At 64.7% G+C, this 12,353-nt stretch carries 11 protein-coding genes; 1 reads left to right on the top strand and 10 read right to left on the bottom strand.

Going from position 1 to position 12,353, the window contains the following annotated elements:
• Positions 1-5: 5 nt before the first annotated feature.
• The 7 genes from DZC52_RS00620 to gltX form a co-directional block, all read right to left on the bottom strand.
• On the bottom strand, positions 6-2,246 hold the full coding sequence (locus DZC52_RS00620; protein ID WP_245960727.1) for an ABC transporter permease subunit: 2,241 nt from the start codon (positions 2,244-2,246) through the stop codon (positions 6-8).
• Positions 2,247-2,422: 176 nt separating this feature from the next.
• Positions 2,423-3,397, bottom strand: a complete 975-nt coding sequence (locus DZC52_RS00615; protein ID WP_116649184.1) for a PstS family phosphate ABC transporter substrate-binding protein — start codon at positions 3,395-3,397, stop codon at positions 2,423-2,425.
• 61 nt (positions 3,398-3,458) lie between these two features.
• On the bottom strand, positions 3,459-4,775 hold the full coding sequence (gene phoR / locus DZC52_RS00610; RefSeq protein WP_116649183.1) for a phosphate regulon sensor histidine kinase PhoR: 1,317 nt from the start codon (positions 4,773-4,775) through the stop codon (positions 3,459-3,461).
• Positions 4,775-5,473 (bottom strand): phosphate regulon transcriptional regulator PhoB, encoded by a 699-nt coding sequence (gene phoB / locus DZC52_RS00605; RefSeq protein WP_116649182.1) that lies wholly within the window; start codon positions 5,471-5,473, stop codon positions 4,775-4,777. The genes phoR and phoB overlap by 1 nt, the downstream gene beginning before the upstream one ends.
• Positions 5,474-5,597: 124 nt before the next feature.
• Positions 5,598-6,566 carry a helix-turn-helix transcriptional regulator gene (locus DZC52_RS00600; RefSeq protein WP_116649181.1) on the bottom strand — a complete coding sequence of 323 codons (969 nt, stop codon included), beginning with the start codon at positions 6,564-6,566 and terminating at the stop codon, positions 5,598-5,600.
• The gene (locus DZC52_RS00595) at positions 6,563-7,009 is read right to left on the bottom strand and encodes a Fur family transcriptional regulator (RefSeq protein ID WP_116649180.1); all 447 of its coding nucleotides are present in this window, start codon (positions 7,007-7,009) and stop codon (positions 6,563-6,565) included. Before DZC52_RS00595 ends, DZC52_RS00600 begins: the two co-directional genes overlap by 4 nt.
• Positions 7,010-7,178: 169 nt before the next feature.
• Positions 7,179-8,609, bottom strand: a complete 1,431-nt coding sequence (gene gltX, locus DZC52_RS00590) for a glutamate--tRNA ligase (protein ID WP_116649179.1) — start codon at positions 8,607-8,609, stop codon at positions 7,179-7,181.
• 159 nt (positions 8,610-8,768) lie between these two features.
• On the opposite strand from gltX, the gene mltF reads away from it, so the two are divergent.
• Positions 8,769-10,268: a membrane-bound lytic murein transglycosylase MltF gene (gene mltF, locus DZC52_RS00585; protein WP_116649178.1), complete on the top strand. Its 1,500-nt coding sequence runs from the start codon at positions 8,769-8,771 to the stop codon at positions 10,266-10,268.
• A 24-nt stretch (positions 10,269-10,292) separates the two neighbouring features.
• Here mltF and dnaQ read toward each other — a convergent pair whose 3' ends face one another.
• The 3 genes from dnaQ to DZC52_RS00570 form a co-directional block, all read right to left on the bottom strand.
• The gene (gene dnaQ / locus DZC52_RS00580) at positions 10,293-11,006 is read right to left on the bottom strand and encodes a DNA polymerase III subunit epsilon (RefSeq protein ID WP_116649177.1); all 714 of its coding nucleotides are present in this window, start codon (positions 11,004-11,006) and stop codon (positions 10,293-10,295) included.
• A 264-nt stretch (positions 11,007-11,270) separates the two neighbouring features.
• Positions 11,271-11,708: a ribonuclease HI gene (rnhA, locus tag DZC52_RS00575; protein WP_116649176.1), complete on the bottom strand. Its 438-nt coding sequence runs from the start codon at positions 11,706-11,708 to the stop codon at positions 11,271-11,273.
• A complete protein-coding gene (locus tag DZC52_RS00570; RefSeq protein WP_181918693.1) occupies positions 11,705-12,304 on the bottom strand; it encodes a class I SAM-dependent methyltransferase in 600 nt (199 codons plus the stop codon). Before DZC52_RS00570 ends, rnhA begins: the two co-directional genes overlap by 4 nt.
• Positions 12,305-12,353 lie beyond the last annotated feature (49 nt).

The following is a 12,353-nucleotide window of genomic DNA, read 5'->3' as shown; positions in this document are numbered from 1 at the left end:
CGACCTCAAAGATTGCTGTACCGCGCACGCAGTCGCTGGCGCACGATCTCGGCGATTGTGTTGACGATGAAGGTCATTGCAAAAAGCACGAGACCGGCCATGAACAGAATGCGGAAGTGGGTCGAGTTGACCGCGGTTTCGGGGAGTTCGACCGCGATATTGGCCGACAGCGTGCGCATGCCTTCGAAGATATTGAAATTGACGACCGGGCTGTTGCCCGTGGCCATCAGGACGATCATGGTCTCGCCCACCGCCCGGCCGAACCCGATCATGACCGCCGAGAAGATGCCCGGGCTGGCCGTCAGCAGAATGACGCGCGTGACCGTCTGCCAGGGCGTGGCACCCAGCGCCAGCGAGCCCTGGGTGAGGTGCTTGGGCACGGTGAAAACGGCGTCCTCCGCGATCGAAAAGATCGTCGGAATCACGGCGAAGCCCATGGCGATGCCGACCACCAGTGCGTTGCGCTGATCGTAGGTGATACCCATGTCGGTAAACCACTGCCGCATGGATCCGTCGAAGAACCAGATTTCGATGATCGGGGACAGCTCGACAAGACCCCAGACCAGCAGGCAGATGATCGGCATCAGGATCACCGCCTCCCAACCGCCCGGAATCCGGTTCCGCACGCTTCTGGGCAGCTGGGCCCAGGCCCAGGCGAACAGGAGGAAGGCCAGGGGCAGCCCGACCAGCACCGTGAACACGACCGGGATGTGATTCTCGAGGAACGGGGCCAGCCACAGCCCGGCCAGGAAGCCGAGAATCACGGTCGGCAGGGCCTCCATGACCTCGATGGTGGGCTTGACCATGCCGCGCAGCTTCGGCGACATGAAATACGCGGTGTAGACGGCACCGGCGATCGCCAGGGGCATGGCGAACAACATGGCAAAGAAGGCTGCCTTGAGCGTGCCGACGGTCAGGGGCACCATCGAATACTTGGGCTCGAAGCTGTCGGAGCCCGACGACGCCTGCCAGACGTACTCCGGATCGGAGCGCCCTTCATACCAGACCTTGCCCCAGAGTGCTTTCAGGGAAGCCTCCGGATGCTCGTTCCAGAGATCGAGCTCGGTCAATTGGCCGGCGTCGTCCTCGAAAATGATGCGATTGTTGACCGGCGAAACCCCGACGTGGACGAGTGGACGATCCGATACCTTCTTCAGCAGCAGGGTTCGCGCCGAGGTCCCGTAGTGCACGCCCAGATGGCCGCTGTCGTCGACGACCACGAATCCCTTGCGGGCATACTCGGCCTGGATATCGGTAATCGCTCCCGGATGCTGTTCGAAATCGCGCGCCCGGGCCAGGAAGAAGATGTTGTCCCCGGCGTCCTCGGTCTCGTCTCGAACGAGAAACCACTGGGACAGCTGACCCGTCGATGTGCCGGCAACGATGGAAAACGTGCCGTTGAGGTACTGGAGGGCAGTGATCGACTCATCGCCGTCGGCCACTCGTCGGCGATCGCGGACCACGGCCTGGCCCGGCTTGGCGATGTCCCAGTAGACAAGGTGCCCATCCGTGTCCGCCCCGATCAGGTTCCACAGATTGGCGCTCAGTTGCAGGTGCGTGACCGGCTCCGGTGCGTCGGGCAGCTCGTAAGCCTGTCGGCGCACCTCGCGTTCGCCGGTCAGAGAACCGGTGCTCACACGGAAGCGCACGAACATCATCCGGCCGTCGGCGGTCCGGGCGGCCACGCCGATGTCATCGCGCGAATGCTGCACGGCAATGGTATCGAGCGCTGCGCCGTTGTCGTCCACGAGCACGGGGTCGGCACCGACGGGAAACTCGGGCGCCGGGACCACCCGGCGCACGCCGGCCTCTGGAAACTGCAGTTCAAATCCGTGCCGGACGATGATGGCCGTGCCGTCGCTCAACCCGAATGTCACCAGGCGGGCCCGCGGCTCCCCATTGCCGACGCTGGTCACCTCGATGCCTTCGGGCACGGCCAGGTCGACCCGGCGAATGACTTCTCCGTCGCCAAGGTGGAAGTAGACCAGCTCGCCGTCGCGGCTGTAGCGCATGCCGATCTCGCCATAACGCTCGAGCGCCAGATAAGCCGGCTCGGCGCTTCGCGATCCCTCCGCCACGTAACTGGCTTGGGTATCCACGGACGCACCTTTGAGCAAGGGGAAGACTTCACTGAACAGGTAGACAAAAATCAGCGCCAGGGCGACGACCACGCCGCCGCCACCCGCTCGCACCATCCAGCGCGCCGCGCCGTCTGCGAGGTATCTGCGACGTCGGCGTCGCGCCATCGCATCGGCACTCGGCAGGAAGCTTGTCCGCTCGCCGGCTGTATTGGCGTTGCTGTTCATCACGAAACCCTTTTCAATGGTTCGGCTGTTTCGGGGCATTCATGCCGGTGTGGCGCCGAATCAAATGGCCCCGGCGGAAACCGGGGCCGATGGCTCTGCATGCAGCCCGGCTGGAATTACTCGATGCCCAGCTGCGCACGAATTCGCGCCGCGGCCGACTCCGGCAACGGAATGTAGCCGTCGCGCAGGACGACTTCCTGACCCTGGCGTGAAAGCACCAGACGGAAGAACTCGCGCTCGAGCGGCGGCAGTTCGCGATTGGGCTGCTTGTTGACGTAGACCAGCAGCAGGCGGGAAAGCGGATAGCGGCCGTTGGCACCGTTTTCCGCCGTGGGCCCGAAGCACTGGTCGCCGCCGACTTCGGTCAGCTCGATCGCCTTAACGCCCGAGGTGTTGTAGCCGATGCCCGAGTAACCGATGCCGTTGAGCGACTCGGTCACGCCCTGTACGACGGAGGCCGAGCCCGGCTGCTCGTTGATCGAGGGCTTGAAGTCGCCGCCGCACAGGGCGTTGTCCTTGAAGAAGCCGTAGGTGCCGGACACGGCGTTTCGGCTGTAGAGCGTGAAGTCGCGGTTGGCCCAGTCGCCTTCGAGACCCAGCTGGCCCCAGCGCGTGACATCGTCGGGCGCGCCGCAGCGTCGGCCCACGGAAAACACCGCGTCGACCTGCTCCATCTTCATGCACTCGATGGGATTGTCCTTGTTGACGTAGACCGCCAGCACGTCGATCGCGGTGCCGACCTGGGTCGGCGGATAGCCGTGCTTTTCCTCGAAGGCCTGGATTTCGGACGAGCGCATCGGGCGGCTCATCGGGCCGAAGTTGGCCGTGCCTTCCGTCAGGGCCGGCGGCGCGGTCGAGGAGCCGGCGCCCTGGATCTGGATATTGACGTTGGGATAGTAATCCTGGAACTCCTCGGCCCACAGCGTCATCAGGTTGTTGAGCGTGTCCGAACCGATGGACGACAGGTTGCCCGAAATGCCGGAAACCGGCTCGTAGTCGGGCAAGGCCGGATCGACTTCGGCCTGGGAAAATGCCTGCCCGCTGGCCAGGACGGCGGCAAGGGCGGAATACTTGAACAGGTGCTTGATCATCGCGATCGGACTCCTTGGGAAATCTGCTTGCGCATTCTATGACTGAAAAATGACAGTTCGATTACACGGCACTGCTGCGGCGCTGGCGTGTCGCGCAGGCCCGCTCGGAAGGGAACACGCAGCGGAATATGCTGCCCACGCCCGGCTCGGACTCGACGTCCAGCTCCGCCCCGTGGCGCTTGAGGACGTGCTTGACGATCGCCAGCCCGAGTCCCGTGCCGCCCTGGGCACGGCTGTGCGAGCTGTCGACCCGGTAGAAACGCTGGGTGATGAACGGCAGGTGCCGGCGATCGATGCCCACGCCCCGGTCCTGAACCTCGAAAACGAGGCCGCCGTCGTCCGCCTCGTGCCAGCGCACCGACACCGGGCGCTCTGCCTCGCTGTAACGAAAAGCGTTGATGACCAGGTTCGACAGGGCGCTGTAGAGCTCGTTTTCCACGCCGTGCAGACAGCGCTCGGTTTCGATATCGATATCGAGCGGGTGCGCCTCGGCATCGGCGAGCACGGCATCGCGACCCAGGCGGCGGATGAGTGCGGGCATGTCGACCGGGCTGTCCATCGGCGCGTCGCTCTCCTCGGTTTCGAGACGCGACAGCTCGAGTAAATCGTTGACCAGGTTGTTCATCCGCTGGCACTGCGCACGCATCTGCCTTACCGGCGCGCGCCAGGCCGGGTCGAGATCCCGATCCTCGACCATCGAGTCCAGATAACCGCCGAGGACAGTCAGCGGCGAGCGCAATTCGTGAGACGCGTTTGCGACGAAATCCCGCCGCATGGCCTGGAGTCGATGCAGGCGGGTCACGTCGCGAATGAGCATGAGATACTGCTCGTCTCCGTACGGCACGATACGGAGCATGAGCCGCCGAGTCGGATCGACCGGCGAAGGAATTTCGAGTGAGCGTTCGAAGTCCCCGACCTCGATGAAGGCCACCAGGCGCGGGCTGCGGATCAGATTGGAAACCGGTTGACCGAAATCACTCCGGCTGGTCAACCCCGCAAGCGTGCAGGCTGCCTGGTTGTACCAGAGGATCCGGAACTCCCGATCCAGCACCAGCGTGCCGTCGGGCATGGCCGCCGTCGCCTCCCGGAATTCGCGAATCACGGCCGCCAGGCGCCGCTTGCTCAGGTGGTGACGGCGCCGCAATCGATAGTAGTCGTCGAACAACTGGCCCCAAACACCCCAGGAAGAGGGCGGATTGCGTCGCCGACTGCGAAGCCAGCTATCGAGCCGGTAGAGCTGGTGGCACCAACGGCCGAACAGGATCGCCAGGGCGAGCAGCAGAAACCAGGGGAGATATCCAAAAAAGAGGGCCAGCACGAGAGCTCCGGCCAGCAGGGCGGCCAGGAAAAGAAGCTCGCTGACCCACGCGCGAGGCATCAGGCTGCTTGCACCGCCGAAAATCGGTAGCCCGCGCCGCGGACGGTCTGGATGTAGCTGTCGAAGCCCAGCGGCGCCAGCGCCTTCCTCAGACGCAGCACGTGAACATCGACGGTGCGCTCCTCGATGTAGACCCCGCCGCCCCAGACGTAATCGAGCAACTGCGTGCGCGAGTAGACGCGATCCTGGTGGGTCATGAAAAAGCGCAGCATGCGGAACTCCGTCGGTCCGAGATCGATCGGCTTGCCGTTGCCCGTGACTCTGTGGCTCGCCGTGTTGAGCACCAGGCCGTCGACCTCGATCTCCTCGTCAGCACCCCCCGGCGCGGTGCGCCGCAGCAATGCGTTGATTCTCGCGATCAACTCGCGGGCCCCGAAGGGCTTGGTGACGTAATCGTCCGCCCCGCTGTCGAGCCCGCGCACCTTGTCGTCTTCCATGGTACGGGCGGTCAGCATGATGATTGGCAAGTCGCGCGTCATTTCATCACGGCGCAAGCTGCGCGCCAGCTCGACGCCGCTCGTGTCGGGCAGCATCCAGTCGAGCAAGAGCAAATCGGGCAGGTCGTCGGCGATGCGCACGCGGGCGGTCTGGCAATCTCCCGCCTCGATCACGCGAAACCCCGAGCGCTCCAGATTGAAGACGATCATGTCGCGAATCGCCTCGTCATCTTCCACTACCAGGATGGTCTGGGTATTCATGGCAAGCCTTGCAGTCAACCTGGCATCATTGCAGCAGCGTCATGTGACAGCCCCATGACATGACCGTGACAGGCTCTCTACAGTTGCCTTTGTACTCCGATCGGGGTCGGTTTTCCAGCGATTCCTAGCGATAGTGTCCCAGCGCTGCCTCGAGCTGGCTCGAAACAGCCTGGCGCAGGAAATCGGGCGCAAGGACCTCGATATCCCTGCCGTAACGCAAGATTTCCATGACCAGTTCGCGGCTGCGGCCGAACGGCACGGAAAGTTCGAAGCGGCCGTCCGGCCGCCATTGCGTCCGCTGCTCGGGATGCCAGACCTCGTCGGCGGCCCACCGCGCGGCCTCCGGGCTGAATCGGAGCAAGGCCTCGTGTTCCGCCGGCCCCGAGAAGATGCCGAATGCCTGGTCGAAGTGCAGCGCGATGTCCTCCTCCGGGAGTTCGAGACTCTCCTCCTCCAGGCGCCGGATCTCGCGGATTCGTTCCAGGGCGAAACTGCGCAGGCCCTCCGAGCGGTGGCACCAGGCATCCAGGTACCAGCGGTCGCGATAGCTGGTCAGGCGCTGAGGCGACACTTCCCGTTCGCTGACATCGTCGCGCCGGCGACCGTGATAGGTGATGACCAGGCGTTCGCGCCGGAACAGGGCCTGCATCACGTCCTCGAACAGTTCGGCCGGTACCGGCCGTCCGGCGTCGTGCCGGATATTGATGCGCCCGGGCTGGGTCGAAAAGTCCAGTCCCTGGGCATCGAGCAGCTGGTTGATGCGCTGCTGGACGCCCTCGAGTTCATCCTCGAGCAATCCGGGCTGGACGTTGCCCAGGACGTGGCGGGCAGTCAGCAGGGCCTGGAGCTCGTCGGGACTGATCCACAGGCCGGGCAGCTCGAAACTGCCGGCCAGGCTGCGGTCGTAGTAGAAGCCGCGACCGTCCGGATCCTGTTCGAGGGGCGCGCCGAGGTGGTCGCGCAACTCGTTGATCAAACGGTAGAGCGTCGCCTGGGAGCAGCCGAGTTCGTCCATCAGGTCCTGTCGCGCGATCGGCGTACGCCGCTGGCGCAGGATATCGTGCAAGTGGTAGAGACGTTCCCGACGACTCAAGAGCGCCGGGCCTCGTAACAGGCGCTGCAGAGGCCGTAGATTTCGAGCACCTGTCGGTCGGGATGGAAACCTTCATGCTCTGCCGCCTCGCTGAGATTGCGGGTGAGACCGGGCTCGTGAATCTCGATCACCGCCTGGCACTCGTCGCAAATCAGGAACTGGCCCTGGTGGGATTCGGCCGGGTGGAAACAGCTGACGAAGGCGTTGAGCGACTCGAGCCGATGGATGAAGTGATTTTCCAGCAGGAACTCCAGCGCCCGGTAGACCGTGGGCGGCGCCGCGTTGGGCTGCTCGGCCTTGAGCTGGTCGAGCAGGTCGTAGGCCTTGACCGGGCCATCGGCCGACAAAACCAGTTCGAGGACCCGCCTGCGCGTCGGCGTCAACCGCAGCCCACGCTGCCGACAGCGCTGCTCGACCTCACGAATGACCTGGCTGGAGTCCATGGCCAGATTCTATCAGGGGGTGGGTTTGAAAATCTTTAAAACGCAAAGACGCGAAGACGCAAAGAACCCAGAAGAGAAACGATCGAAAGCATCGACCAGTCTTTTTTAATTCTTTGCGTCTTTGCGTCTTTGCGTTTGAAAGGTTTTCAAGAACCGATGCCCGCCAACATCAGTCCTGGGCAGCGGCACGGTCGGCGATGTGGGCCAGGGCGCGGTCGATGCGGGCCAGGGTGCGCTCACGGCCCATCAGCCACAGGGTCTTGTCGATCGCGGGGGATTCGCCGTGGCCCATCAGCGCCACCCTCAGCGGCATGCCGATCTTGCCGAATCCGATCTCCAGTTCGTCCACCGTAGCCTGGACGGCCGCCTGCAGATCGTCCACGCGCCAGTGAGCCAACCCGGCCAGCCGGTTGCGCAGGTTCTCGAGGGGCTCTCCGGCCACCGGCCGCAGGTGCTTCTTCGCGGCTGTGTGTTCGTACTCGGAGAAATCTTCGTAGAACGGTCGGCTGCGCTCGACGAGCTCAACCAGGGTCTCGACCCGTTCGGCCTGCACGGCAACCAGGTCGGCCAGCGACGGACCGTTCTCGGTATGCAGGCCGGCGTGCTGGAAATGCCAGACCAGCTCGGAGTGGACCTCGTCGTGGTTGCCCTCGCGCAGGTAGTGCTGGTTGAGCCAGTTGAGCTTGGCCGTATCGAAGCGCGAGGCCTTGTGGTTGACGTCGGCGATGTCGAACAGCTCGATGAGCTCCTCGCGCGAAAAGATCTCCTGATCGCCGTGGGACCAGCCCAGGCGGGCCAGGTAGTTGATCATGGCGTCGGGCAGGTAGCCCTGCTCGCGGTAGCTCATCACGCTGACGGCGCCGTGGCGCTTGGAAAGGCGCGCACCGTCGTCGCCGAGAATCATCGGCACGTGCCCGAACTCCGGCGGTTCCACGTCGAGCGCCCGGTAGATATTGATCTGCCGCGGCGTGTTGTTGATGTGGTCGTCGCCGCGGATGACCAGGTTGATGTTCATGTCGAGGTCGTCGATGACCACGGCGAAGTTGTAGGTGGGCGAGCCGTCGGCACGCATGATCACCAGGTCGTCGAGCTCGGCGTTGGACACTTCGATGCGTCCGCGGACCCGATCGTCGAAGGCCACCGAACCCTCGAGCGGATTGCGGAAGCGAATCACCGGCTCGACGCCCTCGGGCGCTTGCTCGAGGTTGCGGCAGTGCCCGTCGTAGCGGGGCTTTTCGCCGGCGTCCATGGCCTGCTCGCGCAGCTTCTCGAGGCGCTCCTTCGAGCAATAGCAGCGGTAGGCCTGCCCGTTGTCCAGCAGCCGGTCGACCACTTCGCGGTAGCGATCCATGCGCTCGCTCTGGTAGAACGGCCCCTCGTCGGCATCCAGGCCCAGCCAGGCCATCCCGTCGAGAATGGCCTGGACCGATTCGGCCGTGGATCGCTGACGGTCGGTATCTTCGATGCGCAGGACGAACTGCCCGCCGGTGGCACGTGCCGCCAGCCAGCAAAACAGCGCGGTGCGCGCACCGCCGATGTGCAGGAAACCGGTGGGCGAAGGGGCGAATCGGGTCCGAATCGGTCGGGTGTCGCGGGCCATGGACGGAACGCTCGAAGGGAGAAAAGCCGGCTATTCTAGCAGAGGAGAACGGCTTAAGCTCGGGCGCCAAATCCGCTATAAAGGGCATCGTGATCCACCTCGCGGCGACCGCATGATCTTCCTTCGCCATCCACTTCACGCCCGCGCAGCAACGGCCGCATGAACGGCCGGGCGGCGCATGAGGATCCGGGCACGCCGGGCTGGCAGCGCAGCCTGCTCGAGCGGCTCCGGACGCTGGGTCAGTTGCTGCTGATCGCGCTGGCCATTGTCGTCGCGACGACCTCGGGCGACAGCGGCCTGAGCCATGTCGAACGGATCGAGGCCCGCGGCAGCCTGGTCATGCTGACGGTCAACGGCGCTTCGACCTACTACCTCGGCGCCGAAGGCGAAACCGGTTTCGAATACGAACTGGCGCTGGCCTTCGCCCGCTATCTCGGCGTGCCGCTCCAGGTGGTCACCGTGCCCAGTGTGGGCGACCTGGTACCGGCCCTCCTGGACGGCCGCGGCGACTTCGTGGCCGCCAACCTGACCCGCACCGCTTATCGTCAGTCGCAGCTGCGCTTCGGGCCGGCCTACGAGGAAGTCGTGCCCACCGTCGTGTATCGGCGCGGTTCGCCGCGTCCGCGCTCGGTCGAGGAACTCGCCGACGGCCGCCTGGCAGTCATGGAGGGCACCGTCTACCTGCCCCTCCTCGCCCGGCATGACGTGGCCGTCGAACCCGAGATCCGCCGCCACGCAAGCATCGAGGACCTTTTCGAGGCGATCAGCAACGAGGAAGTCGATTACACGATCATCGACTCCAATATCCTCGAGCTCAACCGCCGCTTCTTTCCGGCCATCCGGCCGGCCTTCGAGCTGGGCGAACCCCAGCCGCTGGCCTGGGCGACGGAACGATCAGACGATGATTCCCTGGTCCAGGTCATGCGCGAGTTCTTCCTGGTGGCCGAGGCCGACGCGGTGCTGGCCGACTTGCGCGAGCGCCACTACGGTCATATCGAGAACTACGAGCCCGTCGGCACGTTCACCTTCATGCGCCAGATCCGCGAGCGCCTGCCCGAGTTGCGCCCCTTGTTCGAGGAGGCGGCCCGGGCGCACGACCTGGACTGGCGGCTGCTCGCGGCCGTGGGTTACCAGGAGTCGCACTGGGATCCGTCGGCGGTCTCGAGGACCGGTGTGCGCGGCATCATGATGCTGACCCGCCGCACCGCCCGCCAGCTCGGCATCGACAATCGCGTCGATCCCGAACAGAGCATCATGGGCGGGGCGCGCTACCTGCGTTCGATGATCGACCGCGTTCCGGACCGCATCGAGCACCCCGACCGCCTCTGGCTGGCCATGGCCGCCTACAACATCGGCTACGGCCATCTCGAGGATGCCCGCGTGCTGACCGAAATCCGCGGCGGCGATCCCGACCGCTGGGTCGACGTGCGCGAGTCCCTGCCGCTGCTCACCCAGGAGCGCTGGTACAGCCAGACGCGCTACGGCTATGCGCGCGGCTACGAGCCCGTGCAGTACGTCGAGAACATACGGACCTTCTTCGAAATCCTGCTGTGGATGGAAGGACGCGACCACCCGCTGCTGGTCGACGTGGACTCGCCCGAAGCGACGCCCGCCGGTGAAGACGAAGAAACCGCGACAAGCGGCTCGGACGCGCAGTAAAAGCCTCGGTCCGCCGAAAAGCAGTCAGTCCTCGGCCAAGGACTCCTGCCAGAGACAATGACCGGCGCTCTCGCGAATCGCTTCCAGGCGGTCCCGGTGCGCGGCAAGCTCGGTCTCGTCGGCCCGGCGCACGACCAGCTTCGATACGTCCACGTCGACCACCGCTTCGCTGCCGGCATCCGAACCGTCCCGGTCGCCGGACAGATCCAGTGCCAGGTCGACCTGGCCGCCGGTCATCGCCAGGTAGACCTCGGCCAGCAATTCGGCATCGAGCAGGGCGCCGTGCAGCTCGCGACCGGAGTTGTCCACCTCGTAGCGCTTGCACAGCGCGTCCAGGCTCACGCGCTGGCCCGGATGCAGCTCGCGTGCGAGCATCAGGGTGTCGAGAATCGTCGCGTGCTCGCCCACCCGGGTGGGCTCGTCCAGGCGCGCCAGCTCGGCGTCGAGGAAGCCGACGTCGAAAGCCGCGTTGTGGATGACCAGCTCGGCGTCGCGGATGAACTCGATGAAGTCCCCGGCCAGGTCGGCGAAACGCGGCTTGTCGGCGAGGAAATCGTTGGTGATTCCGTGGACGGCCATGGCCCCATCTTCCACGTCCCGCTCCGGATTGATGTAGACGTGGAAACTGCGCCCGGTCTGGCGCCGCTCGATCATCTCCAGGCAGCCGATCTCGATGATGCGATGCCCTTCCTGCGGCTCGAGGCCCGTGGTTTCGGTGTCGAGAACGATCTGTCTCATCGCTTGGTCCTTAAAAGTCAAAACCTTTTTGTCCACAGATGAACACAGATAAACACAGATAAAGACAAAGAAATGAAGTAAAAAGTGAAAAGTGAAGAGCGAAGAGTCAGGAGTCAGATGTTTTCGAATAGCACTTTACTGTCGTCGCTTTGACCGACCTGGATCAGCCCCAATCGCTCAAGGCGACTGTGTCATTTCATAAAGATTACTTGATTTCATCTGTGTTTATCTGTGTTCATCTGTGGACAAATCTGTTTTTGATTTTCATGATTGTTCGCGAGCCGCCGTACTCGCCAGCTCGTCGGCGCGTTCGTTTTCCGGGTGGCCGCTGTGGCCCTTGACCCAGTCCCATTGCACCTCATGCCGTTCGCGCGCCTGGTCCAGGCGCTGCCAGAGTTCGGCGTTCTTGACGGGCTTCTTCGCCGCCGTGCGCCAGCCGTTCTTCTTCCAGTTGGTCATCCACTCGGTGATGCCCTTGCGCACGTACTGGGAATCGGTGGTCAGCACGACGGTGCAGGGCCGCTTGAGCGACTCCAGGCCCTGGATGGCCGCCATCAGCTCCATGCGGTTGTTGGTGGTCTCGGCCTCGCCGCCGGACAGCTCCCGTTCGTGACCGTTCCAGCGCAGCAGCGCGCCCCAGCCGCCGGGCCCGGGATTGCCCAGGCAGGCGCCGTCAGTCCAGATGTGCACCGGCTCACTCATGCGGCGCGACACTGGCTGGGCACGGCCGATCCGCCGACCAGGCGCGGCTGGCGAAATCGCAGCGGCTCGACGCGCGCCGGCTGCGCCGGCTTGCGCGCCACGAGGACAAGGACCGGCACCAGGCCCGGCACCAGGCCTCGCACCTGGAGGCTGGCCGAGGTCGACAACCGAAGATCGCAGCGCAGGTGCATCCACTGGAACTGCGGCCAGCTGGGCAAGCGGAGCGCCGTACGACCGAGCTCGCGCCAGGCGAGCCGGTGCCAGGGGTTGGCCGAAACGGACACCAGCACGCCGCCGGGCTTGAGCACCCTGGAGGCCTCGCCGAGCAGGTCACCCCGTATGGCCGGCTGCCAGACGTGGCGAAGCAGCACGGCCGGGACGCTGTCGTCGTCGAGCGGCCAGCGCTCGAGTTCCGCCTTGTAGGGCCAGCAGCAGGACTCGGCGTCGATCAGAACACGGCTGCGCCGCAGTTCGCTTTTCGGCGAGGCACTGGCCGTCGGCGCGACTTCCAGGATCCAGTTCGGACGCGGCTGCGCGAACCCGGCCTCGACAAGACGGGTTTCAAGGGCCTGCAGGCCGGAAAAACCGGCCGGCATGCGGCGCGCGTTAGAATGCTTCTCGGACACGCAAAAAGGATACCAGACG

This window comes from Wenzhouxiangella sediminis, assembly GCF_003410055.1.
In the GTDB taxonomy this organism is placed as follows: Bacteria; Pseudomonadota; Gammaproteobacteria; order Xanthomonadales; family Wenzhouxiangellaceae; genus Wenzhouxiangella; species Wenzhouxiangella sediminis.
This window is presented reverse-complemented; position numbering and strand designations above follow the sequence as displayed.